Annotated in this window: 24 protein-coding genes; 11 read left to right on the top strand and 13 right to left on the bottom strand. The window is 34.8% G+C overall.

Features of this window, described 5'->3' with window-relative positions:
- Positions 1-46: 46 nt before the first annotated feature.
- On the top strand, positions 47-337 hold the full coding sequence (locus tag QMD61_05530) for a hypothetical protein (GenBank protein ID MDI6724089.1): 291 nt from the start codon (positions 47-49) through the stop codon (positions 335-337).
- A 614-nt stretch (positions 338-951) separates the two neighbouring features.
- Positions 952-1,320, top strand: a complete 369-nt coding sequence (locus QMD61_05535; GenBank protein ID MDI6724090.1) for a DUF192 domain-containing protein — start codon at positions 952-954, stop codon at positions 1,318-1,320.
- An 87-nt stretch (positions 1,321-1,407) separates the two neighbouring features.
- On the opposite strand, the gene QMD61_05540 is transcribed toward QMD61_05535, so the two are convergent.
- From QMD61_05540 to QMD61_05590, 11 genes are all read right to left on the bottom strand, one after another.
- Entirely contained in the window at positions 1,408-1,986 is a 579-nt protein-coding gene (locus QMD61_05540) for a 4-vinyl reductase (protein ID MDI6724091.1), read from the bottom strand.
- Between the two features lie 9 nt (positions 1,987-1,995).
- Positions 1,996-2,340 (bottom strand): roadblock/LC7 domain-containing protein, encoded by a 345-nt coding sequence (locus QMD61_05545; GenBank protein MDI6724092.1) that lies wholly within the window; start codon positions 2,338-2,340, stop codon positions 1,996-1,998.
- Between the two features lie 473 nt (positions 2,341-2,813).
- A complete protein-coding gene (locus tag QMD61_05550) occupies positions 2,814-3,209 on the bottom strand; it encodes a HEAT repeat domain-containing protein (GenBank protein ID MDI6724093.1) in 396 nt (131 codons plus the stop codon).
- Positions 3,210-3,260: 51 nt separating this feature from the next.
- On the bottom strand, positions 3,261-3,851 hold the full coding sequence (locus QMD61_05555) for a DNA polymerase ligase N-terminal domain-containing protein (protein MDI6724094.1): 591 nt from the start codon (positions 3,849-3,851) through the stop codon (positions 3,261-3,263).
- Positions 3,852-3,893: 42 nt separating this feature from the next.
- Positions 3,894-4,592 (bottom strand): dihydromethanopterin reductase (acceptor), encoded by a 699-nt coding sequence (locus tag QMD61_05560; GenBank protein ID MDI6724095.1) that lies wholly within the window; start codon positions 4,590-4,592, stop codon positions 3,894-3,896.
- 277 nt (positions 4,593-4,869) lie between these two features.
- Positions 4,870-6,138, bottom strand: a complete 1,269-nt coding sequence (gene glyA / locus QMD61_05565; GenBank protein MDI6724096.1) for a serine hydroxymethyltransferase — start codon at positions 6,136-6,138, stop codon at positions 4,870-4,872.
- A gap of 165 nt (positions 6,139-6,303) precedes the next feature.
- Positions 6,304-6,987, bottom strand: coding sequence for a DUF169 domain-containing protein (locus QMD61_05570; protein ID MDI6724097.1), 684 nt, complete (start codon positions 6,985-6,987; stop codon positions 6,304-6,306).
- A gap of 295 nt (positions 6,988-7,282) precedes the next feature.
- Entirely contained in the window at positions 7,283-9,268 is a 1,986-nt protein-coding gene (locus tag QMD61_05575) for a CoB--CoM heterodisulfide reductase iron-sulfur subunit A family protein (protein ID MDI6724098.1), read from the bottom strand.
- Between the two features lie 542 nt (positions 9,269-9,810).
- The gene (locus QMD61_05580) at positions 9,811-10,716 is read right to left on the bottom strand and encodes an AEC family transporter (protein MDI6724099.1); all 906 of its coding nucleotides are present in this window, start codon (positions 10,714-10,716) and stop codon (positions 9,811-9,813) included.
- Positions 10,717-10,854: 138 nt separating this feature from the next.
- Complete coding sequence (gene radA / locus QMD61_05585; GenBank protein MDI6724100.1) at positions 10,855-11,790, bottom strand: DNA repair and recombination protein RadA; 936 nt, start codon at positions 11,788-11,790, stop codon at positions 10,855-10,857.
- Between the two features lie 92 nt (positions 11,791-11,882).
- Positions 11,883-14,252 (bottom strand): OB-fold nucleic acid binding domain-containing protein, encoded by a 2,370-nt coding sequence (locus QMD61_05590; GenBank protein ID MDI6724101.1) that lies wholly within the window; start codon positions 14,250-14,252, stop codon positions 11,883-11,885.
- Between the two features lie 228 nt (positions 14,253-14,480).
- Between QMD61_05590 and hacA the strand changes: the two genes are divergently transcribed.
- The 6 genes from hacA (at position 14,481) to QMD61_05620 (ending at position 20,400) form a co-directional block, all read left to right on the top strand.
- Positions 14,481-15,740, top strand: a complete 1,260-nt coding sequence (hacA, locus tag QMD61_05595) for a homoaconitase large subunit (protein MDI6724102.1) — start codon at positions 14,481-14,483, stop codon at positions 15,738-15,740.
- 11 nt (positions 15,741-15,751) lie between these two features.
- Entirely contained in the window at positions 15,752-16,249 is a 498-nt protein-coding gene (gene hacB / locus QMD61_05600; protein ID MDI6724103.1) for a homoaconitase small subunit, read from the top strand.
- A 67-nt stretch (positions 16,250-16,316) separates the two neighbouring features.
- Complete coding sequence (locus QMD61_05605; GenBank protein ID MDI6724104.1) at positions 16,317-17,306, top strand: isocitrate/isopropylmalate family dehydrogenase; 990 nt, start codon at positions 16,317-16,319, stop codon at positions 17,304-17,306.
- A 52-nt stretch (positions 17,307-17,358) separates the two neighbouring features.
- A complete protein-coding gene (locus QMD61_05610; protein MDI6724105.1) occupies positions 17,359-18,567 on the top strand; it encodes a cysteine desulfurase in 1,209 nt (402 codons plus the stop codon).
- Positions 18,568-18,923: 356 nt separating this feature from the next.
- A complete protein-coding gene (gene ribH, locus QMD61_05615; GenBank protein MDI6724106.1) occupies positions 18,924-19,334 on the top strand; it encodes a 6,7-dimethyl-8-ribityllumazine synthase in 411 nt (136 codons plus the stop codon).
- Between the two features lie 133 nt (positions 19,335-19,467).
- Positions 19,468-20,400, top strand: coding sequence for a DUF1743 domain-containing protein (locus QMD61_05620; protein ID MDI6724107.1), 933 nt, complete (start codon positions 19,468-19,470; stop codon positions 20,398-20,400).
- A 9-nt stretch (positions 20,401-20,409) separates the two neighbouring features.
- Here the strand turns inward: QMD61_05620 and QMD61_05625 are convergent, their stop codons facing one another.
- Complete coding sequence (locus QMD61_05625; protein ID MDI6724108.1) at positions 20,410-22,134, bottom strand: glycosyltransferase; 1,725 nt, start codon at positions 22,132-22,134, stop codon at positions 20,410-20,412.
- 125 nt (positions 22,135-22,259) lie between these two features.
- Here QMD61_05625 and purE point away from each other — a divergent pair, with 125 nt between their 5' ends.
- Genes purE through QMD61_05640 form a run of 3 tightly spaced genes read left to right on the top strand, consistent with a single transcriptional unit; the run spans position 22,260 to position 24,727 of the window.
- Positions 22,260-23,285 (top strand): 5-(carboxyamino)imidazole ribonucleotide mutase, encoded by a 1,026-nt coding sequence (gene purE / locus QMD61_05630; protein ID MDI6724109.1) that lies wholly within the window; start codon positions 22,260-22,262, stop codon positions 23,283-23,285.
- 11 nt (positions 23,286-23,296) lie between these two features.
- The gene (locus QMD61_05635; protein ID MDI6724110.1) at positions 23,297-23,428 is read left to right on the top strand and encodes a hypothetical protein; all 132 of its coding nucleotides are present in this window, start codon (positions 23,297-23,299) and stop codon (positions 23,426-23,428) included.
- A gap of 15 nt (positions 23,429-23,443) precedes the next feature.
- Positions 23,444-24,727, top strand: coding sequence for a UbiD family decarboxylase (locus QMD61_05640; protein MDI6724111.1), 1,284 nt, complete (start codon positions 23,444-23,446; stop codon positions 24,725-24,727).
- Between the two features lie 307 nt (positions 24,728-25,034).
- Here the strand turns inward: QMD61_05640 and QMD61_05645 are convergent, their stop codons facing one another.
- Positions 25,035-25,613, bottom strand: a complete 579-nt coding sequence (locus QMD61_05645) for a hypothetical protein (GenBank protein MDI6724112.1) — start codon at positions 25,611-25,613, stop codon at positions 25,035-25,037.
- Positions 25,614-25,652 lie beyond the last annotated feature (39 nt).

Raw genomic sequence — 25,652 nt, forward strand, 5'->3', positions numbered from 1 at the left:
CAATTTTAGTTTTAATTGCAATTTTCTTTGTAGTCATTATCACAATGTGGGGAGTTATCTCAACAATAATGATTCTATAAATTTAGGTCCACAAAAAAGTTATTCTGATGATTCTATAATCTTTAATTATCCGGCTGATTTTAAAAATTCTGGGGTAGAAAATGGTGGAACTGATGAATGGGCTGGTTTACTCGACTTAACTGATACCAATGAAACAATAGGGATTTCTGTTCTAAAAATTATTGATGGCAGAAGTTTTGAGGAAGAACAACAACATTTAATATACGCTTATTCAAGTTCTGCGCATTATTTGGCGAATCCAAAACGACAAAAATAAATCCAAATGGCGTAAAAATATTTAGAATCACATCTACAAATCTAGAACCTGGCTATGAGATAAGGAAGGGAACTACTCTCGCTTTTGAAGATAAAAAAGGCATTGTATATGAAATATATGTCGCAGAAAATGAATTTAATACTCAGAAAGTCGATTCTATAGCAAATATGATTTTTAACTCATTAAAATTCAATTAACAGAATGTCAAAAAAAAATTATATGATTGATTCTATAAAATCTAAACCTTAATATGGGATTTCATATTATAATTACTAAAATGGATAAAAATTGGAAACGGTATCATAATAAAGTATATTATCTTTATATGTGATAGAATTTGAAGTTATTAGATAAGAAAGGGGTAAAATGGAAGATTTTACTATTTAGATAGAATAAAATACAATTAGTTAAAAAATTGAACTGGAGTAAAAATAAACATTATAATTATCTAAGAAATATTATATATCTTAATTTTACTTATTAAGGTTGAAAAAACGTAGGTTTCTGAACTTTCGAGATTTATAATTTCGAAGCTAGAGGAAAATAATTTCTTCGGCCGCAAATCGAAAGACTTGTTCGGGACTACAATAATTTTCAGTTTTTGAGGGGCTAATATGGAACTAATGGTGATAAATACAACTAAGAACACAGAACTTGGAGAAAGTGAAGTTGCAGATACTTTTTTTTCAAGATTAAGAGGAACGATGTTTAAAAAGAAACTCGAAAAGGGACTTATCTTAAAGCTTCCGGGTGCTAGAAGCAGAAGCGGATCTGCAATCCACATGTTTTTTGTGAGATTTCCCCTAGACATTATTTTTGCAGATTCAGACAGAAATGTTGTTGATATAGTTTCAATTGATCCATGGAAGACTTATACTCCTAAAAAACCTGCAAAATACGTTATAGAGATGGAAAAAGGAACCATTAAATCTTCAAAAACAGAGATTGGGGATAAACTTGATTTTATATGTAAGGATGCATAAATTAATCCCTTTTTAAATAATATATGGGAATTTTAACTATATTTTCTTAAAAAATAGAAAAATAATTGATGATTTAATCTGAAAAGATTAAATTTTTGTTATCTCGAATTTACAATGGTCATCTCCCATTGCCCAGCATTTTTTTTCTACAAATTGCCAGCTTTCACCAGTTACTTCGGAAAGACCTCCCGTAATTCGGCCTCCTTCATAATAACAAACAGCATTTCCTAAATTAGGCATACCTGCACTGCTCATACTTTCATCAAGTCGAACCACAATTTTTTCATCTTCAATGCTCTCAGTAGTTAAGATACCGTAACCCCAGTTTTTAAAGTCGAATCTAACTAAATCCAGCCAGCCCTGAATATCTCCTTTTTCAATCTTTCCTGCATCTATCATTTGCTTACCTCTTAAGGTTGAGAATTCTCCACCAGCTATTCTGAGTATTGATCCCATTGTTCCAAGTCCAAATTGTTTACTTCCAGTAATGATAATTGATCTTAAAGCACCCACTGAATTTGCAGAAACAAGTGTTTTTCTTTCTTCACAGAATGGCCCTGGCCTTGTAGCCTCTGCTTCGGGAGATAAACATAGTATGCTTGCCCCATCTTTCAAAATTAAACCCATGTTCTCTAGATATTCATCATAATTTGTGTATTTTGGCATTCTATCACCTTATATTGTGTCTCGTATGCGCTCTGAACTTCTTTTCATTTCTAACCGGATTAATCCAAGATTAATATTTACGTCTGTTATAACAACTAAAATTGCTTCTCCAGAGTCTATCATTAATGTTTTACCTCTGCTACCTTCTATCATGACTTGCTGGAGTTTTTCGTGTTTCATTTCTTCTGAAGATCTTTCTGCTGTACCAAAAACAGCTGAAGACATAGCAGCTACAAGTTCTGAATCTATGTCATTAGAAACTTCCTTTTCTATGATTAAACCATCTTTTCCAACTACTAATGAGCCAGTTACTCCTTCAATTCTACCTAAGTCTTTAAGTATTCTATCTATCATATAACCCTCCCGAATTATCAAATAAGAATCTAATGCCGTTTTAGACAATTTACTCAAGTTCTTTTTTGATAATCATAAAAAATTATTCTTTTTAATGCTCTAAATGTTATGATATCAAATATTTAGTTAATAAACTCAAAATAAATCATTGATATCCATTAACATTCATAAATATCCATTTATGAACAGATTATATATATTTTTATATAAAATATTAATATAAAAAGATTTATATCTAATGCCATCTATTATTAAGGTAATTAAATGAATTTAATAACATGCTTTGTGTTAAAATATTATATGAGCATGCATTTATTGATTCATTACGTTTCTTTATCTTTATGGTTTAAAGCACATATTAAAATAGGATATACCTCTATTATGGTGACATTTTGGAATAAAAAATTAAATAAGAGACTTAATTCAATATTAATTGAGTTTAAACTTGAAAATTAGATATTTAAGTTAACTGGTTATTGTCTTTCTTTTATAGAATTTAATGCCATTTGAGCGACTTTTTTTACCACCGGATTGTTGTCTTCAGATGCTTTTTCCAGAGGTTCGACAGCCCTTTCATCGCCAAATGCAGAAAGACCTATTGCAGCAGCATACTTCACACTTGCTTTTTCATCGTTTAATCTATCTATTAAAGGTTCGATAGCTTTTTTATCACTGAACATTGCAAGTGAAAGAGCAGCAGCTTCTCTAACATGACAATCTTCATCATTAAGTGCTTTAATTAATGGGTCTACAGCTCTTGGATCAGCTAATTCTGCAAGAAGTTCTGCAGCATCTTCCCTTCTTCTCCAATCTCCATTTTCTAATTCTTTTATAAGATTAACTAAATTTCTTCTTTGTGGTTCAGCCATACACTACCTCCTGTTATTATAAATATCGCTGTCCGAACTTAAATAAATTATTCATTTTCCAGTTTTTTTTATTACATGCAGGTCATCAATAGTCCGACCACTTAAAACAGATTCTGGTCTATCAATTAGAATATTACTTTTAGAATTGGCTTTTTCATCTTTCTTTTTGAAAAAAAGCCAGAATTTCCTGTTACCTTTTCCTGTCTGGATAAGAGCATAGCCGCCTTTCAGTTTTTCACCTTCAAGCCAGATGTCCACATGCCCCTCTTCAACAGCCTTATCCATGGGTATTTTTTCCTTTAAATTACGATATGTACCTGTATCCCAGACAATAACAGTACCGGCACCGTAATTTCCTTCAGGAATTATTCCTTCAAAGTTAATATAGTCAAGAGGATGATCTTCAGTGGGAACAGCAAGTCTTTTTTGACCAGGATCTGTTGATGGCCCCTTGGGAATGGCCCATGACTTTAAAACATTTCCAACTTCCAGTCTGAGATCATAATGAAGTTTACTGGCATCATGTTTTTGTATTACAAATTTGGGATTCTTAGAAGAACTTTTTTCTCCTGAAACCGGCTCTGGAGTCCTTTCAAAATCTCTTTTCTCTTTATATTTTTTCAGCGGATCTGTATCTTTCATATATTCACCCATAGAATTTTTATAGATAAATATGAAATTTATTTAGAATTCAAACTTTTCTTGAAGCTTTGATGGATGTTCCACTATTTCAACGCCCTCAAATTTGTATAATTTACTGGTATTTTGGATATCAATATCTCTCATGTGTATGGTGATTATTTTTCCGGCTGAAATCGCTGAAAATGGACACGCTACTGCACATTCACCACAACCTTCACATTTTAAAAGATCAATTTCAACTCCAGGGGTTATGGCATCACCGGGGCACGCTGCAGAAGCTTCGCATACATCACATTTTTGACATAAGTCTAATTCGAGTTTAGATGGCAACACAGTATTTAAATCTCCTGATTCAAGATCTACTGGAATTATTATGGTTTTAACTTTACCTTTCCCTGCTTGAGCTACTGCATTTGTTATAAGAGTATCTGCAATTCCGTTGACGATTTTACCAATAGTATTTGAGGTTGTGGGAGATACAATAAAGAGATCATATTTTCCCAGCGAAAACCGTCCAGTTATTGGAAAACTAAACTTTTGATCCTTTTCTTTAATCAGTTCATTATAATATCCACCGGTTATTTTTTCCACTCTTTCATAAAGCCCGTACATTTTAAGAACTTCTTCTCCGGCAGCTGAAAGTAAAACGGTTACATCATGTTTGGTCATTAATTTTTCAAGTAACTCAACACTATCTAAAAGTAAATGACCTGCCCCTGTAATTCCAAAACCTATTTTCATGTAATCTCCTCAAATAATATTAAAATTTAGATATTAAAGCTAATTAAAAATTCATGTTATTTTAGAATATTTATGGAACTACTTATTTATAAAATCTATAATTTAAAATGATATTTTAAGTTTAATTTTGTCTTACAGAGGATTAAATGATTTTCTGAAGAAATATTGAAGTAATTTAAAATTAATGAGAATACATGTAATAAGGCTTGTAGACTATTAGTGGCTATGGTTTAGTTGATTAGGAAAAAAAGGAAAATAATAAGAAAAATACATCGAATTAAAATTCAATGTATTTATAGGCTTCATCTTCTTCAAATGCGTAATGAACCTTTGTATACTGGGTCATGAACTCAGTAACTTCGTTTTTAACATTTTTATTGTCCATAGCGACCATTTTGATGAATTCTGCAACTTCTTGCATCTGTGCTTCCTTTAATCCACGCCTTGTGATTTCTTGTGTACCTAATCTTATACCTGAAGGATCATCAGTTCTTTTACGATCATCCCATGGGAGAAGATTCTTATTTAATATAATGTTGTTTGCTTCCATGTCTTTGGCCATTTTAGAGGCGCTGCCTATTTTTTTAACGTCCATAGCAACCTGGTGTGATTCTGTAAAGCCCTGATCTTCACACAGGACTTCAAATCCAAGTTCATAAAGGCTCTGAGCAAGTGCTTTAGCGTTTTTAACGATTTGATCAGCATAATCACGACCAAATTCAAGCATTTCTGCAAGGGTTATTCCAAGTGCTGCAACATGGTGGAGGTGATGATTACTTACAACACCAGGGAACACCGCTTCATCAATAGTATCCTTTAATTCTTCGGTACAGAGTATAATTCCTCCCTGAGGGCCAGGAAAAGTCTTATGAGTACTTCCTACAAGAAGATCTGCACCCTCTTTAAGCGGATCCTGGAATTTACCTCCAGCTATGAGTCCAAGAACATGAGCTCCGTCGTACATGACTTTAGCTCCAATCTCATCAGCCGCTTCCCGTGCATCTTCAACTGGATGAGGGAAAAGGAATAAACTTCCACCAAGAAGAACTACTTTTGGTTTATTTTTGATAATTTCCTTTTTCATTGCATCGGCATCGATATTCATCATTTCATTGTCAAAAGGATGCGAAAGAATCCTTAATCCTCTTATCCCTGCTGCACTAACATCCGCATGACTTATGTGTCCACCTACAGGCACGTTTAAAGCCATAAGAAGGTCATTAGGCTTTGTGAGAGCAAAAAATGATGCTAAATTTGCCACAACTCCTGAATTGGGCTGTACATTTGCATGAGGGGCATTAAACAACTTTTTTGACAGATCGATAGCCATTTTTTCAATGGTATCTATGTATTCACAACCCTCATAGAGTCTTTCACATGGTAAACCTTCTGCATATCTGTGGGATAGATCAGTTGCAAGTGCTTCTCTCACTGTAGTGCTGGTGATATTTTCACTTGCAATTAAATTTATGCTATTTTCCATCCATTTATGATGTTCTTTGGTTAATTCTTTGATTTTCTGCGCGTACTTTTCATTTTCAAACATTGATTATCCTCCGAATAAAAAGTAAATTTTATTAGATTGATATGGATATGTATAAAATAAATGAGTATAAATACTTTCAAAATTAGGTTTTACTATCGGATGTCATGTGATATTCAATTCATTTATACTTTAAAATAGTAAATTAAAAGTAAGAGATATATTGATTTATTCTTCCTTAAACAACCTTTTAGTACGCATTTCTTCTAAATTAGAAACTATTCTGGATAATTCGCTGGCAGGAATACTTACCATAACTTCTTCAGGCTTAATATTCATGTTGTTACGTGCTCCCGCATCACCAAATCCATAGGTGACTTTTCCGGTTAAATATGGAACCGCTGCCATTGAACTACAAATAGGCCCAGAATCTGCACCTAATCCATGAGAACCAGAGTCATATGCATTCGCATGTAATATTTCCATCCCCTGTTTTGCATTACAGACAATAAAAATTACATCAGGTTCAAATTCTGCTTTATTCAAAGGAGCAAAGATTACAGCATGGAAAATACCGGGTTCTACATTTAAGTTCTGTTTCCAAGAGCGTTGAACAGCAGGAATATTTTTATAAACACCCATCGGAACTAAGAATGCACCACTCTGCATATTGGCTGGAAACTCTTTTTTATCTTTAAGCCCTGAGTATCTTGCACCGCCCATACATTCCTCTTCTTCAGCAGTTGCATAAAATACTTCGCCATTCATTGCTTTCTCAAGCTTTGTGCAAAATCTTGTACATTCACCTTCTTTTTCGATATCTCTTGGTTCCTTTACAGACCATTTTATGGCTACAGGTTCATTTTCTAATCTTAAAAGCTCTTTAAACTTTTCCACAACTTCCTTATTCATATTAACCACTCTAAATGATCTATGGAATTTTAAGAATATTAAATTTATTAAATAAAATTTAGAGTATATTCTTCTTTTAAAGGTTGAATTGGGTTTTAAAATGAGATATAGACGATATTAAAAGACATATAAAAATTCAAGTAAAAATAGGATATAAAATTCAAAAATAAAAAAAGTTAGGGTTAAAACCCTCAAAATTCAAAAGAATTATGGGTAAACGAAAAACAAAGCATGCAAATCTTTCAGATTTGCAGCGTCAAAATTTTTAATTTTGACAGTTTTTCGCAGTCCTTGTTTATTTTGATGCTGGCTCATTTAATGCAGCTTCAATCTGTGCCATAATCTGTGCAGTTTTGAAGTGCTGCTGGTCCATTGCTCCAGATGGGCATGCTGCAACACATGTTCCACATCCGTGACAGAGTGCTATGTTAACCTTTGCCTGTTCATCTTCTCTTGATAGAGCACCAAATGGACATAGTTCAATACAAACTGCACATCCACCACAGACGTCAGTATCAGTTACTGCAACGATTGGTTCAATTTCCACTTCACCTTTAACCATCGGGATAGCTGCTCTTGCTGCTGCACCAGATGCCTGAGCTACGGAGTCAGGAATATCTTTTGGTCCTTGAGCGACACCTGCAAGGTATACACCTTCAGTTAATGTGTCTACAGGCCTGAGTTTTGGGTGAGCTTCCATTAAGAACCCATCTGCACTCTTAGAGAGACCTATGGTTTGTCTTAATTCTTCTGCACCTGCTGGTGGCACTAAACCGGCTGCAAGTATAACCATGTCGTAGTTGTATTCAGTTACCTTTCCAAGTAAACTGTCTTCAGATCTTACTGTAACGGTTTCGTCAGGGTTACTTAAGATTGCTGCTGGTCGGCCTCTTATGAACTTGATACCGTATTTTTCTTGTGAGCGTTTGTAGAACTCTTCGAATCCTTTACCGAATGCTCTTATATCCATGTAGTAGATTGCAACTTCGGTGTCAGGTGCTTTGTCCTTAATGAGTTGAGCGTTTTTCATGGAGTGCATACAGCAAACCCTTGAACAGTACTCGTTACCCACTTTTTCATCCCTTGAACCGACACATAATATGAATGCAACACGTTTTGGTTTTTCACCGTCAGATGGTTTTAAAACTTTACCTTCTGTTGGTCCGGATGCGTTGATCATTCTTTCAACTTCTAGACCGGTGATAACGTTTGCGTTTTCAGCATATCCGTATTCAAGTTTTTCATTTGCGTCGAACTGGTCATAACCGGTTGCAACGATAATTGTCCCCACGTCAAGTTCAATTTCTTCTGGTTCCTGATCGTGTTGAACTGCTCCTCTTTCACATATCTGGTCGCAGAGGTTACATTCGATACAGTAATCCTTGTCTATTGTAGCAAGGAGAGGTACTGCTTGTGGGAATGGGATGTATGCTGCTTTTACCATTCCAATTCCTTCGTCGAAGTAGTTTGGAATTTCTATTGGACAAACATCTACACAGGATCCACATCCAACACATAATTCTTCGCTTATGTATCTTGGTTTCCTCTCTACGGTTACTTTGAAGTTACCAATGTATCCGTCTACATCTTTAACTTCGGAGTAAGATAATAGCTCAATATTTTCGTGTTTTCCAGCATCCACCATTTTAGGTGCGAGAATACACATGGAACAGTCGAGAGTTGGGAATGTTTTGTCTAACTGAGCCATTCTTCCACCGATGGTTGGGTTTTTCTCTACTAAGTAAGTTTTGAATCCCATGTCGGCTAAATCAAGTGCTGCCTGAATTCCTGCAACTCCTCCACCTATAACCATGGCTGAGTCTTTTACACTTACAGTTTCAGCTTCTAGTGGTTCTAATAATCTTGCTTTTGCAACTGCCATTCTTGTAAGGTCTTTTGCTTTTTCAGTTGCTGCTTCAGGTTCGTTCATGTGTACCCATGAATCGTGTTCCCTTAAGTTTGCAAATTCAAATAAAAATGGGTTTAATCCTGCTTCTCTAACACATCTTCTGAATGTTGGCTCGTGGAGCCTTGGTGAACATGCTGCTACAACAACTCTGTTTATTCCCTTTTCTTTAATGTCCTTCTGGATCATTTCCTGACCAGGGTCAGAACAGAAGTATTTGTATTCTTCCGCGACTTCAACATTAGGAAGTGTTGCTGCATATTCTTTGACTGCGTCTATGTCAACGACACCACCGATGTTAATACCACAGTGACACACGTACACTCCTATTTTTGGTTCTTCAGTAGTTTCTTGAGTTTCTTTTTTTTCTGCCATTAGATCACCTTTTTGTATATGAGATAATCATTTTTATGTATGTGATGTAGGTCTATCCCCACAACATAGATAAAGTTTTCTATTTATTTTTTTATACAAAGTATATATATGAGAACAGGAACTCACTGTAATTTTATTATACTCTGTATTAAAAAAATCCTGTCTCTATAATAGTAATTATTCCTCGAATATCATTTTTTCTATTAAATTTTGCAAATGCTATCCCATCAGATTAAAGTATTAATTGAGACGATTAGCTATAAAAATCCTAATTTTCCTACGTATTTGATTTTAAGTAGTTGAAGGTGATTCTTTTTTTGATAGTATTAAATAAATATAAAATAATTCATGGTAATCAGGATAGAATTGTCCCGTTCCCCAATTCAGGAAATTAAATGTCTGATTTTTTGAAAAGAAGTAAGCTAGTGGTAGTGGAAGGCGGGCCGCATAATATTGCATGGACTCATGCTGAAGAGGTCAACAGTGAGTTCTTCGATTTTCTGAGTTAAAAGTTAAATGCATAGAGGAGAGCAATTAAAAATCTAAGATAAAAGAACCAGTATTAATGGAATTGTGGTCAAACTTAATATTGTAGTTGCAAATATGCATGCTGCAGCAGTTTTAATATCCAGATCATATGTAATTGCCAGAACCAGGCAGAGCATTGCGGAGGGCATGGCGGCTTCGATGATTGTCACCTGCTTTTCAAGACCTCCTATTCCAAGAATTAACACAATAAAAAATGCTAAAAAGGGTGCAATTAGCAGTTTAATAATAGAAACTGAAAACACGGCTTCGATGTTTTCTTTTATTCCTCTAAATTCAAGTGATAACCCTAAAGATATCATGATTAGAGGTATTGCAGCGCCACTTAGGTAATTAAGAGTATTGGATGCCAAAAGTCCGATATTAAAATTTATAAAATTTAAAAAAATTCCCAGGGCTATAGCCCAAAGAGGGGGAAATATCAATGCTCTTTTAAGAATAGAAGAGTATTTTTCGGCAAATATTATGGAAAAAAAGATTCCGAATGCAATGAAAAGAATCATTGAACCCATATCATAGAAAATTGCTCTTACAAGACCTTCCTGACCAAAAACCCCGAGCACAACAGGATATCCAAGAAATCCTGAGTTAAACATGGCTGATGTAATAACAGTACTCCAGCGGGTTTTTTGGTCATAATTTCTTATTTTAGAGAATATATAGGCTAATGTCCCACTTATTATTCCTATAATTAAACATATAAATGTGATAGGTATAATGGATGGTAAAATAGTTATATCAAAGTCATACATTGCAATAAATATTAGTGAAGGTATTGCGATGTAAATTACAATCTTATTTAAGATGTTAGCATCATCAGGCCTTAGAATATTGATCCTTTTCAGAAAATATCCCAGGATGATCATTATTATAATGGGAATGATAGTTTCAATGGAATTCATTATATTCAATTTATTACTATTAAAATAAGTTTTTTTATAATCCACATTATTTAAATTCTATAATAGATTCTATTTCAAAAATAAATTAAATGAAAGAGCATGATGGCTAGTCACGCTCTTAAACATCGCATGTTTCAATCAGTCAGTTATACCTTCGGTTACTATCTTAAATACAGCTTCACCTTCAGGTAAGTGTGGACTGTCTACAAGCCTTGCAATTCTTTTTCCAGCAAGTCCTTTTTTAAGCCAGATTCTGTAGGTTGCAGCGTGACCAAGCACGTGACCACCAATAGCCTTAGTTGGACTTCCAAAGAATGCATCAGGTCTTGCTTGCACCTGATTTGTAACAAATACTGCTACATTGTATGTGTTTGCAATGTTTTGCAATGTGTGAAGATGTTGGTTTAGTTTTTGCTGCCTTACTGCAAGTGATTCCCTTCCAACATATTCTGCTCTAAAGTGAGCGGTCAGAGAATCTACTATGACCAGTCTAATGTTGGTTCCACTTTGAATTAATTCGTTAACCTTATCTGCCATTAAAATCTGGTGACTTGAATTGAAAGCTCTTGCAATGTGTATTTTCTGTAAGACTTCCTCTGGATCAAGTTCAAATCCTGTAGCGATTTGTTCTATTCTTTCTGGTCTGAAAGTGTTTTCTGTATCTATAAATACACATTCTCCTTCAAGACCTCCTTTTTCAACTGGAAGCTGTACTGTAACTGCAATTTCATGGGATATTTGACTTTTACCTGAACCGAATTCACCAAAAACTTCTGTTATAGATTGAGTTTCGATTCCGCCACCAATGAGTTCATCAACAGCACTACTTCCGCAGGTTATTCTCCCTACATCTTTTCGGCGCTCCATCACATCAAATGCAGTTTCAAAGTCAATTGATTCGGCTTTTCTTGCAGCTTCAATAACTTTTTCAGCGACTCCTTCACCGATTTCAGCTTTTACGCTGAGTTCTTTGGCAGTTGCTGTTGCAAGTCTCATCATATCTGCAAAACCTGCATCTCTTAACTTTTGGGCAGTTTTTTCTCCAACATTGGGTAAATCTTCTAATTCGACCATTTTGATTCTCCTAATAGTTTGTAAAATTAAGTATGGAACTTAAGTTCTGGGTTTATAAAATGCACATCACTTTGTCTAATTTCGTTTTGAACTTAATATTCCATTTTCATTATCTTCTTGGCGATGAGCCTTATCTCCTCATTGTATTCATCGAAGCTTGCATCTGCAATCACTGTAATATTGCTGCCAATCAGGTCTTCGACTTTTTCAGCAAGAGATCCTTCATCTGCAGTTTTTGCAATTACTTCATTTGCCTCATCAGTTGTCATTCCGAGCAATTCTTCAGCTTGTTTTCTGAAGAATGTTGTTCTGACAGTTCCAGTGTCATCTTCAATTACACATGGAAGTATCATGAGATAGTTTGGTTTTTCAGTTTCCTCTCCGCAGAAATCGCAAATAAATGCATCATCGACGTATTCAATCCTTTTATTACAGTTTGGACACATTTCATAGAGTATTCTGTCCCCGTAAGCTTCGATTATTTTTCCACTTACTTTGATATTTTTATCTTCTTCTGCTAATTCTTCGATTTTTTTGGTTTGGTATATTGATTCTTCAATTTTCTCAAGTGAAGGAAGGGCTTCAATATCTTCATCTTTTGGTTTTACTACTGTTGTAGCTCTTCCAACGCTAAGTTCTACACTATTATTTCGGAATCGGGGTCTAGCATTCTTTATCCATATTCCATCGCCTTTATTTAGGCCCATTTCTGCTTTTTCATCCCAAAATGATGCTCTAACAATGCCGGTGTCATCAGCAATTTCAACTGATCTTACCATCCCCATTGTTCCATTGGCCCTCTGGAATTCATTTATATCGTAAAGATTAATTATACGGCCTATTACTCCGACTTCGTCTTTTTCACTCTTTATATTCTTTAAATCTTCGATTTTAACTGGTTTATACATTTCTTCTTCAAGTTTATCTAATGAAGGAAGACTTTGACCATCATCATTCATTACAATGATTCTAACGGTTTTACCAATGCTTAATTCTACACTGTCGTCCCTAAATCTTGTTTTAGCATTTTCGATTTTTACCAGATTCCCTCTGTTTAATTTCATTTCTGCTTTTTCATCCCAGAATGAAGCTCTAACAGTACCAGTATCATCAGCAATTTTAACTGATCTTACAAGTCCAACAGTCCCATCGGCTCTCTGGAACTCATTTGCATCATAAATTTCCATTATCCTTCCGATAATGTCCACTTCTTCACCTTCGTCTTCAATTTTGTGAAGATCCTCGATTTTGATGGGTTCAAGCTCTTTTTTATGTTCTTCAAGAACTTCTTTTAAACCTGCGTCATCTTCTGGATTTATCTCAATTTTACTGTTCCATCCAGTGTTTACTCTGTAATCAGTCTCTGAATATTCATCAAATTCAATATTTCCGCCCGTAATTTTTAAAATATCTCCTTTGTTGATATTTAAGTTGGTATCTTCGTTCCAGAGGGTTACTTTTATTGAACCTGTATCATCTGAAATCACAATGGATTTTACCGCTCCAGTACTTCCATCTGCTCGTTCAAAAGTTATTTTATCCTGTATTTTACTTACAACACCCATTAACATGACATTTTTCATTTCGTGAGCATCGCCGATTTTCATAATCTCTTCTTTATGTTCAGGAACGTCAAATTCACCTTTAATTATTCTTCCAATAAATGAATGAGTTAAGTTAACTTCCCCATTCCTAATACGGCTTTGAGCACCTAATATTTTAACAGAATCTCCTTCTTTAAGTTCTAATTCGTTTAATATTTCAACATCCCTGTTCCAGAGAGTTAAAGATATTGAACCCGTGTTATCCTTTAAATCAAGGGTAACGAATTTTCCTTCTCTTCCATTACTGTTATATGGCCTGATTCTTGAAATTCTTACAACTCGGGCAATAACATTAACCTGCATTTCCCCTTTAATATCAGCAATAGGGGTTATTTTTTCATTATATTCTGGAAAATCCTCTGATTCATCAAGTTTTTCTATGGTAGATCTGTTTTGGAGGTGAGCTTCTTCGTTTCTATACCCCTCTTTTATTTCTACATTATTTATTTTGACGATGTCTCCTTCATTGATTTTTTTAAGCATTTTAATATTTTCTGTCCAGAGTACAACGCGCATTTCACCTGTATCATCTGCAATCATGAGATTTGCTACTTTGCCTTCTTTTCCTTTCTTTGTGGTAAATGATTTAACATTTGAGATGTGCATTATTCTTCCAACTATGCTTATGTCATGTAAACCTGTTTCTAAGTCAGCTATTTTACGTAATTCGTCATTTTTTGCTTCCGGGACATTTTCTTCGTCAATGTATTCCCCTACTATCATTCTTGCAATATCCAGCTCATCCATGAAACTTACTTCTTCATAATCTTTTTTCATTTCCTCTATTCGTTTTAAGAAATCTTCATATGAGATTTTATCACTGATTCGCTGATATTCGCTCTTTATATCCTTTTCCATCTTGATGCCCTCACTTATAACCGACACATTTAAATTTTAGAAGAATTAATTTAGTGTCATATATATTAATATGTAGATAGTAGTAGTATTTACACCACAATATATATGCTTAACTGCTAAAAATAGCAACTTTTTTTAGCCAAATTGGGCCTATTTTTGTATATAAACTTTTTTAAATAGGTTAACATGAATTCAAACTAATTATGAAGAGCATAAGGAGGATTACAGATGTCAATGACAATGGCAGAGAAAATACTTGCAAAAGCTTCAGGTAAAAAAGAAGCTGAGGCTGGTGAGATAGTTATGGCAAACATAGATGTGGCTATGACTCATGATTTAACTGGACCTCTGTCTGTAGAGTCTTTTGAGAAAATAGGAGTTCCAGAAGTCTGGGATCCGGAGAAAATTGTGATCGTTTTTGACCATCAGGTACCTGCAGATTCGCTTGATGCGGCCCAAAATCACAAAATAATGAGAAAATTCGTTAAAGACCAAAAAATAACCAATTTTTACGACGTTAGAGAAGGAGTATGCCATCAGGTTCTTCCAGAAAAAGGACATGTAGTTCCTGGAGAAGTTATAGTTGGAACAGACTCTCATACATGTACTCATGGAGCATTAGGTGCATTTTCAACAGGTATAGGTTCAACAGACATGTCTATGGTATTTGCAACAGGAAAATTATGGTTTAAAATACCTGAAACTATTAAATTCAATATTGAAGGCACATTGGGAAATCATGTCTACGCAAAAGACGTTGTACTTAATATAATAGGTCAAATTGGTGCTGACGGTGCAACATACAAAGCATGTGAATTTGGAGGGGAAACCACCAAAAATTTATCTGTATCTGATAGGATGGTGCTTTGTAATATGGCCATAGAAATGGGTGGTAAAACAGGACTTGTTGAACCAGATCAAAAAACCCTTAACTACGTTAATGCAAGATCAAACAAATCTTATGAAGTATTTAAGGGAGATGAAGATGCTGCATCCCTTGAAATTATGGATATTGATGTTAATGATCTCGAACCCCAGATTGCATGTCCTCATAATGTTGATAATGTTCATGGAATTTCGGAAGTTGAAGGAACACCGATTGACCAGGTTTTCCTTGGATCATGTACAAATGGCCGAATTCAAGATCTAAGAGATGCTGCAAAGATTCTTAAAGGAAATAAAGTTTCAGACAGCATAAGAATGCTTGTAATACCCGCTTCACGTGAAGTTTATACTAAAGCACTAAATGAAGGGTTAATGAACATATTTGTAGATTCAGGAGCTCTTGTTTGTAACCCATGTTGTGGGCCGTGCCTTGGAGGACATGTGGGCCTCATAGGGCCGGGAGAAGTCAGTCTTTCCACTTCAAACAGGAATTTTAAAGGAAGGCAGGGAAGTCCGGAAGGAGAAGTTTATTTAAGCTCAGCAGCAGTTGCAGCAGCATCTGCAATTACAGGTAAAATTGAAGATCCTAGAAATCTAAAATAAGTGGTGTTATTATGAAAGGAAAAGTATGGAAATTTGGCAATGACATTGATACTGACCTTATTCTCCCTGGAAGATATCTGGTTTTAAGAGATCCTGAAGACCTTGCAGAGCATGTTATGGAGGGAGCAGACCCTGAATTTTCAAAAAAAGTTAAATCTGGCGATATAATCGTTGGAGGCACTAATTTTGGCTGTGGTTCATCAAGAGAACATGCCCCAATCGCAATTAAGGGTGCGGGTATTTCTGTAGTGGTTGCAGAGTCATTTGCAAGAATATTTTATAGAAATGCAATAAATATAGGCCTTCCACTTATAGAAGTTAAAGATATCTCCAAAGATGTTTCTGAAGGAGATGAAATAGAAATTAATATGGAAGAAGGTATTTTAAAGAATCTTAATACAGGTAAAGAGTTTAAAATAAAAGGATTACCCGAATTCATGCTTGAAATATTGAATGAGGGTGGATTAATTCCGTATCTAAAGGATAAAGTGGATGAAATTAAACAATAAAATTAAAGAAATTAATTAGATTATTAAAATATATAATGAATAAATTTATAGGAATACAGGTGTTTTTATGTATAAGATAGCCGTAATACCTGGCGATGGTATTGGAAAGGAAGTCATGGAAGCAGCATTACATGTTTTAGATGCGCTTGACGTTGAATTTGATTACACATTTGCAGATGCAGGAGATGAATACGAAGCAGCATCTGGAGTTGCATTACCTCAGGAAACAATTGATATAGTTAAAAATTCGCGGGCATGCTTATTTGGGGCTGCAGGAGAATCAGCAGCGGATGTCATCGTTAAATTAAGACAGGAATTGGATCTTTATGTTAATTTAAGGCCAGTAAAATCATATCCGGGCACTAAAAGTATTTATGATGATTTAGATTTTGTAATCGTAAGGGAAAATACTGAAGGTCTCTACATTGGTATTGAAGAAGAGACAGAAGATGGAGCAACAGCTTTAAGGGTCATAACCAGAAAAGCATCTGAGAGAATCTGTAAATTTGCCTTTGATTACGCTAAAAAAACAGGCAGAAACAAAGTTACAGCAGTTCACAAAGCAAACGTCCTTAAAAAGACTGACGGTCTTTTCAGAGACACTTTTTATAAAATAGCTGAAGATTATGGTGATATTGAAACTGATGATCGTTATGTGGATGCTACAGCAATGTTTTTCATTACAAATCCTCACATGTTCGATGTAATAGTAACCACCAATCTATTTGGTGATATTCTTTCAGATGAAGGTGCAGGACTTGTCGGTGGATTAGGTTTAATTCCTTCTGCAAATATTGGAGAAAATCATGGTTTATTTGAACCAGTACATGGATCTGCACCACGTCATGCGGGCAAGGGCACAGCAAACCCTTCTGCAATGATATTATCTGCAGTATTAATGCTTGATTACATTGAAGAGCATGAAGCCGCCCGTTCTGTTGAAAATGCGTTAATAAAAGTATTAAGCGAAGGTAAAGTCGTAACTCAGGACCTGGGTGGAAATGCTTCCACAATGGAAATGGCTCGTGAAGTACGAAACAAAATAGAAGGTAAATAATTAATAATTTAATTTCCAGATAAAATCTATCGTTGATTATGGTTGGTTCTTTATGAAAAACATTAAAAATAGTAAGATAAGAGCAGATATTCCTTTACTCAACGAAATTATTTATCTGGATGCTGCAAGTACCACTCCTACTCCGGAACCTGTGATAAATGCTATGCTTGATTATTATCATAATTTCAATGCAAATACAGGAAGAGGAGCATATAAAGCAGCGGTTAAATCAACAACAAAGTTTGAAGATGCAAGGGATAAAATAGCGAATTTCATAAATTCTGCTAGAAATGAAGTGATATTCACCAAGAACACCACTGAAGCAATTAGCCTTGTAGCTAATGGTTTAGACTTTAAAAAGGGTGATTCAATAATTGTTCCAAATATAGAGCATCATTCAAACTTTATACCATGGCTTGAATTGAAAAAGAGGGGAATTAATTTAAAAATCATAAAAGCCAATAATTTTGGAGTAATAGATGCGGCAGATGTTGAAAAAGCTGTAGATAAGAATACAAAGCTAATCACCACCACACATATTTCTAATTCTATTGGTTCATGCCAGCCAATATATGAAATAGGTGATATTGCAGAAAGGAATGATATTTTATACTTGATTGACGCTGCCCAATCTGCAGGACACATGAGACTAGATGTTAAAGAAACAAAAGCAGATTTTATTGCATTCCCTGGCCATAAAGGATTTTTAGGGCCTGTTGGAACAGGTTTTTTATACTGTAAAAATGAAATTGCCGAACATCTTAAACCATTGAATCTGGGCGGTGGAACAGTATCGGATGTTACAGAAGACGATTACACTCTTGAACCGATCCCTGCAAGATTTGAAGGAGGAACTCAGAATATTGCAGGTATTATTGGTCTTGGAGCGGCTGTGGGTTATGTTAAAAGTATTGGAATTGAAAATATTGAAAAATACAGCATAGAACTCACAAAATATATGTATGAAAGAATAAATGATATAGACAGCACCATATGTTATGGAGATCCAGAAAATATCCATGGTATTGTTGCTTTTAATATTAAAGGCATGAATTCGCATGATGTTGCAAAAATACTTGATGAAATCAAAAATATTTGTGTTAGAAGTGGATACCATTGCGCAATTCCCGCAATAAAGCATTTAGGTGCGGATGCTTTAGGAGGAACTGTTAGAGCATCAGTTCATTGTTATAATAACAAAGAAGAAATAGATATTTTTGCAGAAACTGTTAATGAAATAGCAAAATTTGCTGGAGTTTAAAATGTTTGCATTTTTTAACCTAAAATCAAAGATTTTAGAGGTTGAAGGAGGCAAATATGTTTCCTAAACAGCAAAAATATTGAAACTATTGAAAATCGAAGATTTTCGAGTCCCAAAAATTCTATGAATTTTTGAGGAATATTTCTGGAGGTCAATTATATGGAAAAGGCACAGCTTATAGCCCTTTTTATAATCTTTCTCATGATTGGGAGTGCAGTAGCGGCTGCTATACTATATGTTTTATAGATTTAATTTTTATCAATAATCATATATGTAGGATAAAATAAATTTATTTAAGGTAAATTTTATCTTCTTAGTATTAAAGATGAATTTTAGGTCATTATGGAGGTTAGAAAATGGTAAAAGTCAGATTAGGAGCAGTAGTAGCGGAATTCAATTATGATATTACTCATATGATGCTTGAACTTGCTAAAGAGCATGCAAAATTTCTAGATTCTGAGGTAACAAAAGTTATAGCCGTACCTGGCGTTTTTGATATGCCTCTTGCAATCAAAAAGCTTTTAGAAGATGATGAGATAGACGCTGTTATTACGCTTGGGGCAGTTATTGAAGGTGCCACATCACATGACGAGATTGTTGTACAGCACGCTTCACGTAAAATAGCTGATCTAGCACTTGAATACGATAAACCAGTTGCTTTAGGAATTTCAGGCCCTGGAATGACACGTTTAGAAGCTCATCAACGTGTAGAATATGGAAAACGTGCCGTTGAAGCTGCTGTTAAGATGTGTGAGCGGTTAAAATAGCCTTTTTTCATTTTTTTAATATTTCATTAACTTTATTTTATATAATCAGTATTCATGAATATAAAAATTATTTACAATAAATTTCAATAATTTGATAAATTGGGTATTAAACTCAATCATGTAGATGGTAATTATGGAAATATTAACTCCAAAAGATCTTAAAGATAAATTTAAAGACCCATGGATAGCTCCTTATAAAAAGGTCCTCACAATGGTTGATAAAGACCTTGTGGAAATTGTGGAGTACCACCCCTGTGTTGGCGGATCAGAATGGATGGTTTACCAGTATGAAAGGTCGAGCAACATTGTAAAAAGCGCGAAAAGAGATGGAAACAAGCATACGTACCTTGCAGAAGTCGGAAAAAGTGATTTAAATCTTAAAGCAAGTTTTTCCGCTGCAGGAATTGAGGAAGTTTCAGTTGAGGGTGATGAAGTCAAAGTTATTCATGCCGGACTCGCCGGTGCCGGAGTAGGGGCAGCAATGTGTCGCGGAATGGCTGAAGGAGTTAAAAGGGTTGAACTTTATGATATAGGGGGCGGATCTAAGGTTGGAAGAGCCGCAGTTGTGACTCCAAAACTTGAAAAGATTGTAATAGGTATTGATGATACTGATACCAAAGAAGAAGGAGCAACATGGACATTAGCCAATAATATAGGTATAGAACTCAGTAAAATGGGATTTGAATACATAGATCATGTTATTGTGCAACTTTACCCCCATAATCCTAATAAAACTCAAAACTGCGTATCTATTGCATTGGTATTTGCTATTAAACCAGGGGATCGTGAAAAAATTATAGAAGAAGCGCGTAAGCTGCTTAAAAAGCATACATTGTCTGGTAAAACAGCAATGGCAATTCTCGATGGAATTAATATTCCAGAAAAACTTAGAGAATATGCTGAAGTCGCTAAAAAATCTATGATTACCCTTGAAGAAGCAGAAAAAGTTGCAAAAGAAATGAATATTCAACTTGTAGAAGTTACAGGGGCGGAAGGAAAGATTGGAGCACTTGCAGCACTTGGGCTCTATAATGACATAAGGGAAGCTGTGAAGGTTTATTATTAGAATAAGTAATTAATTATTTTTAAAGATTAGATTTAAAAATCTACCTTCAGTAGAGTCTGCAAATGCAACGTTTGAATTAGCTACATCTCCAATTTCAATTTTAATTGTGTGTTTACCCCAATATGCATAATATGTGTTTTTAGTGCTTTTTGAGTTGTAATAAATCGTTTTTTCCTTAACATTATTAATATAGATTTCATATGATCCGTTTCTTAGTTTTCCTGTAGTTGTTGACACTAGCTGATTATCCATGTATATATTTACAATGTTGCCTTTTATATTGCCTGTTTTTATAAAGATTCCTTCTTTCACCTGGAAATTAGTTATATTTGAATTTATGCTCAGAGATTTTTCTGCATAAACATCTTTAAAGATATTTCTTAAATTACTATCTCTGATTATATCTCCAATATTTAGATCAAAGTTTGCCCTGACTTCAGCAGGCATTCTCAACAGGTTATCTTCTCCGGGCATGGTTTGGGTTAAATTGTATCTTTTATCCTTTATGTAAATTACATCACCATAGCCTAACTCAAGGGAGTTCATAGCCTCTATCGGAACTCTTAAAGTTGAATTTTCATTTTCTAGAGCACCATCTACGGTATAGGGGCCCCTTACATCAATAGTTCTGATTTTTGCAGGATCAATCCATATTACCAGGTTACTTGAGGCGGGTTCTATAGATATTTTACCTTCTTCTACATGTACAGCCCCTAAAAGTGTAGCCAGCATGGCTATTAATATTAATGCAGACACAATGATGGGAAAATGCATATATAAAAACGATTTTATTGATGTGGATTTTTTATCCGGCCTTAAAATTATATTAAATGATCGTTTAATAAGTTTAATGATATAATAAAGAGCTATAATGAGTCCAACAATTAAAAGTGTTGCTCCGGCAACTGTTGGAACCATTTTAATGAAAAATACTGAAAAAACACCAAGTGAAGAAAGTGAGAGGCCAAGAATGCTCATTCTTATATATTTACCGAGGGTATCCATCATGGATACTCTGCCATATTCCATGGCTCTGTCCACAATTGTTCTAACAACCTCATTGGCAGTGGCATTTAATTCTTTAAGTGTTGACATAGAATGTTCAATTTCACCAATGTCAACTTCTTTTATTTTCATCCCCCTGACATCTGCATCAAGCACAATTCCAACGTCAACACCGTAATCTTTTTCAAATTTAATATTATTTAAGAAGCTCCTTTTTGCGGCAAATTGTCCGCTTAAAGGTTGTTCAAACTTTAATTCAGGGAAAAAGAAGTTTAAAAGAGGTTTTGCAGTTAATTCTGTTACTCTTCCGGCTTTTCTTTTAAATTTAGTTTTTGTAACATCGGCTTTTCCATTTAATATAGGCATTATAATATTTTCAACCTGTTTAGAGGTTAAATTTTGTAAATCAGCATCAATAAAGGCAACTATATCTCCGGTTGATTTTTTAAATCCTGTATTTAAAGCTGCACCTTTTCCTTTATTTTTCAGGTGTTTTACGACAGTAGCTCCAGCTCTTTCTGCAGCTTCACTGGTTCCATCAGATGATCCATCATCAACCACAATTATCTCGTCAACATAATTCAGGCTTTTCGCTGCTTTAACTACATTTTCTACTGTTTTTGCTTCATTATATGCAGGAATTACAATTGAAACCGTCATTTTTGGCTCTGATTCTCTGTTTTTTATAGATGCCACTAAAAGGATGAAAAATAGAATAACCCAGGACAAAACGTACACCTCAAATTTTCATATCAAGTTTTATAAATAATGTGAGTTAATATTGAAAATATCTTATGGAACTTATCATCTTTCTACATAATAAATTAATGCTATAAATAGATTGTAGGTGTCAAATGAAACCAAAAGTTATGATATTACTGGGGAGTGCGTCTGATTATGCTATAGCAGAGAAAGCTATAGACATTTTAGAAACACTTAACATCCCATACGATGTTAAAGTAGCTTCAGCGCATAGAACACACGAGAAAGTGAAAAAAATAGTTATGAAGGCCACCGATGAAGGAATAGAAGTATTTATAGGTATTGCAGGGCTTTCAGCCCATTTACCTGGAATGATAGCTGCAAATACTCATAAACCAGTGGTTGGGGTTCCTGTAAGTGTTAAATTAGGAGGACTAGATGCCCTTTATGCTTCAGCTCAGATGCCATTTGGAGCGCCTGTTGCAACAGTGGGAATTGACCGTGGGGAAAATGGAGCTATACTTGCAGCACAGATTATTGGAATCCACGATGAAGATGTAAGAAAAAGGGTTTCTTCAATGAGAGATTCATTCTTTGAAAAGATAGCTGTAGATGAAAGGAACCTTCTTGAAGCTATAACCGGGGACTATTATTCTCCTCTGCTTGATATTCCAGAAGAAGAGCTTAAAAATGAAGACTTATTCAGTGAACCCTCATCTGATGAAATAGAAGATTTAGATATAGCGATAATTGCAGGAAGTTATTCAGATATAAAATTTGCAAAGAAAGCAACTAACTTTCTTGATAAAATGAATGTAAATTATGATTTCAGCGTTATATCTCCTATAAGGTATCCAAAAAGATTTGAGGAATATTTAAAGAAGGTTAAAAACGCCAAAATTTTTATAGCCATCACTGGAATGTCTGCTCATGTTACAGGAGCCATTGTAGCATACACCGAAAAGCCAGTTATAGGAGTCCCATGTTCAATTAGATTAGATGGAACTGATGCTCTCTTATCAATGGTTAATATGCCTCCAGGAGTTCCTGTTGGAACTGTAGGTATAGATAATGGAGGTAACGCAGCCATACTCGCTGGCGAAATGCTTGGAATTATGAATAAGGATATCGAAAGAGATATTAGAAGATTTAAAGGGAATATCGAGTGTAATCAGTAGGTAATGGATAAATGAAAGAAGAAAAAAATATATCTGAGGAAGTCTGCAAAATGGGCTCTTGTGGTTGCCCTGTAAATTATATATGGCTTGGGATTGCATTTATTTTCTTTACAATTGCCCTTGCAATGATTTTTGGTAATTAATTGGCTGGTGAAAGTATGAGAGAATTTTTAAAGATTCTTGAAGAAGAATTTAACATTATAAGGATTGAAGATCAAATATCAGCGGAATATGAAGTTGCAAATATCTTGAGGAATCATCCTAAGGATACAGTAATTTTTGAAAACATAAAAGACAGCAATATTAAGATTATATCTGGAATCTGCAACACCAGAGAAAAAATAGCCCGCGGAATCTCAGTAACAGTGCCAGAAATCACAAAAAGGATAATGGAAGCTACTGAAAATCCAATTCCTGTTGAAAATGTTGAAAACATAAAAAAGAACTATATTACTCAAAAAAAACCTGATTTGGGCGAAATTCCAGTACCAACTTACTACAAAAAAGATGGTGGAGCATATATGACTGCAGGGGTTGTAATAGCAAAGGACCCTGAAACAGGAATAAGAAATGCATCAATTCATAGAATGCTTGTAAACTCAAAAAACAGGCTTGGAATTCGTATAGTTCCTAGAAATCTCTATACTTATTATAAAGTGGCAGAAGAAATGGATAAACCACTTGAAGTGGCGATTGCAATTGGGATGCATCCTGCAACTCTCCTTGCAACAACCACATCAGTCCCAATAACAACAGACGAGCTTGAAGTGGCTAATAATTTCCATGAAGGGAATATGGAGCTTATAAAATGTGAAGATGTTGATATGGAAGTGCCTGATGCAGAAATAATCATGGAAGGTAAGATATTACCCCATGAAAGGGAGCCTGAAGGACCATTTGTAGATTTAACAGATACTTATGATGTTGTAAGGAACGAACCAGTTATAGAACTCAGTAAGATTCATTACAAAGAGAATCCCTATTATCATGCCATAATGCCTGCTGGATTTGAACACAGGCTTTTACAGGGGCTCCCACAGGAGCCAAGGATTTATAATGCAGTCTTGAATACTGTTCCAACAGTTCAAAATGTAGTTTTAACTGAAGGAGGTTGTTGCTGGCTTCATGCAGCAATTTCAATAAAGAAACAAACTCAGGGAGACGGAAAAAACGTTATAATGGCAGCACTTGCTGCACATCCTTCACTAAAACACGCCATTGTTGTTGATGAAGATGTAAACATATTCGATGCTGAAGATATTGAATATGCAATTGCAACAAGAGTTAAAGGCGATGAAGATATCATGATTGTGCCGGGAGCAAGAGGTTCTTCCCTTGATCCGTGCGCAACACTTGATGGTACAACAACTAAGGTTGGAGTGGATGCCACTAAGCCTCTGGATAAAAAAGAGAAGTTTGAAAGGGTTAGCTTTTCTGAGTAAATATTAGAAAATTAAATTTTGTTTTTTCTTTCCACTGCTCCATTTTTTTTGCGAGGTCTTTGAAAAATCAGAAATTTTTCGGGCATTTGAAAATGTAATTTTCGATGTCCCAAATACTGTATGTTTGAAGACCACAAAATCGAAGATTTTCTAGGGCCTTTTTGATCAACCGCTCAAAAATTCTTTCAGAATTTCTGCCGCCTAAAAAATGAAATTTTCTAGAGCTTTTTTCAAAAAGAAGGTTGTTTGTGAGTATTAGTTTTAGTAAATAGTTTAATTAAAAGAAAAAAGTGAATGCTATTTATTCTCATCTTCTGCTGTACATCCAGTAACCTGCACCAACAATAACAAGCACAACAATTATACCTAATATAATTCCTGTGTTATTGCCGGATGATGATGCCGGGGAAGTCTGGGTAGTTACATTATCTGTTTGATTAGAATCGGTGCTATTATTGGAAGCATTATGCGCATTATGGGGTGATCTTAGTTCTGTTCCTGTTATTTTGCCGGTTTCAGAGTCAACATAGATTTTCCCAACGCTTTTTCCGCTGTTATCATTGACATGTACAATCCATGTGCTGTTAATTCCTTCAATCCATTCATACCGACCAGGTCCGCCGAAGTCAGGACTGTCCTCTTTGGCCACATTAAATGGTATCCATTTTGTTTCACCGGTTTTGGTGTCTTTTACTTTAACCTGCCAGTTATCCAATCCTGGAGTAACAGCTTTGTAAGGTAATTTATGTGAATTTAGATAGTTTTGCGCTATCGATTTAGCTTGATTTGCACCTATATTAGGTCCAGAGTCAGCACAGGCGGAATTAAGAATTCCAAAAACAAATATTAATATTAAAAATATGCTGAAGATGTTTTTAGCTAACATTAAATTATCCTCCTTTGTTTGTTAATTAACCATTATTTG

The sequence above is a fragment of the Methanobacterium sp. genome (genome assembly GCA_030017655.1).
GTDB lineage: Archaea > Methanobacteriota > Methanobacteria > Methanobacteriales > Methanobacteriaceae > Methanobacterium_D.

Coding starts and splice junctions, on each gene's coding strand:
- QMD61_05535 (MDI6724090.1), top strand. CDS start 952: ATGGAACTAATGGTGATAAATACAACTAAGAACACAGAACTTGGAGAA.
- QMD61_05540 (MDI6724091.1), bottom strand. CDS start 1,986: ATGCCAAAATACACAAATTATGATGAATATCTAGAGAACATGGGTTTA.
- QMD61_05545 (MDI6724092.1), bottom strand. CDS start 2,340: ATGATAGATAGAATACTTAAAGACTTAGGTAGAATTGAAGGAGTAACT.
- QMD61_05550 (MDI6724093.1), bottom strand. CDS start 3,209: ATGGCTGAACCACAAAGAAGAAATTTAGTTAATCTTATAAAAGAATTA.
- QMD61_05555 (MDI6724094.1), bottom strand. CDS start 3,851: ATGAAAGATACAGATCCGCTGAAAAAATATAAAGAGAAAAGAGATTTT.
- QMD61_05560 (MDI6724095.1), bottom strand. CDS start 4,592: ATGAAAATAGGTTTTGGAATTACAGGGGCAGGTCATTTACTTTTAGAT.
- glyA (MDI6724096.1), bottom strand. CDS start 6,138: ATGTTTGAAAATGAAAAGTACGCGCAGAAAATCAAAGAATTAACCAAA.
- QMD61_05570 (MDI6724097.1), bottom strand. CDS start 6,987: ATGAATAAGGAAGTTGTGGAAAAGTTTAAAGAGCTTTTAAGATTAGAA.
- QMD61_05575 (MDI6724098.1), bottom strand. CDS start 9,268: ATGGCAGAAAAAAAAGAAACTCAAGAAACTACTGAAGAACCAAAAATA.
- QMD61_05580 (MDI6724099.1), bottom strand. CDS start 10,716: ATGAATTCCATTGAAACTATCATTCCCATTATAATAATGATCATCCTG.
- radA (MDI6724100.1), bottom strand. CDS start 11,790: ATGGTCGAATTAGAAGATTTACCCAATGTTGGAGAAAAAACTGCCCAA.
- QMD61_05590 (MDI6724101.1), bottom strand. CDS start 14,252: ATGGAAAAGGATATAAAGAGCGAATATCAGCGAATCAGTGATAAAATC.
- hacA (MDI6724102.1), top strand. CDS start 14,481: ATGTCAATGACAATGGCAGAGAAAATACTTGCAAAAGCTTCAGGTAAA.
- hacB (MDI6724103.1), top strand. CDS start 15,752: ATGAAAGGAAAAGTATGGAAATTTGGCAATGACATTGATACTGACCTT.
- QMD61_05605 (MDI6724104.1), top strand. CDS start 16,317: ATGTATAAGATAGCCGTAATACCTGGCGATGGTATTGGAAAGGAAGTC.
- QMD61_05610 (MDI6724105.1), top strand. CDS start 17,359: ATGAAAAACATTAAAAATAGTAAGATAAGAGCAGATATTCCTTTACTC.
- ribH (MDI6724106.1), top strand. CDS start 18,924: ATGGTAAAAGTCAGATTAGGAGCAGTAGTAGCGGAATTCAATTATGAT.
- QMD61_05620 (MDI6724107.1), top strand. CDS start 19,468: ATGGAAATATTAACTCCAAAAGATCTTAAAGATAAATTTAAAGACCCA.
- purE (MDI6724109.1), top strand. CDS start 22,260: ATGAAACCAAAAGTTATGATATTACTGGGGAGTGCGTCTGATTATGCT.
- QMD61_05635 (MDI6724110.1), top strand. CDS start 23,297: ATGAAAGAAGAAAAAAATATATCTGAGGAAGTCTGCAAAATGGGCTCT.
- QMD61_05640 (MDI6724111.1), top strand. CDS start 23,444: ATGAGAGAATTTTTAAAGATTCTTGAAGAAGAATTTAACATTATAAGG.
- QMD61_05645 (MDI6724112.1), bottom strand. CDS start 25,613: ATGTTAGCTAAAAACATCTTCAGCATATTTTTAATATTAATATTTGTT.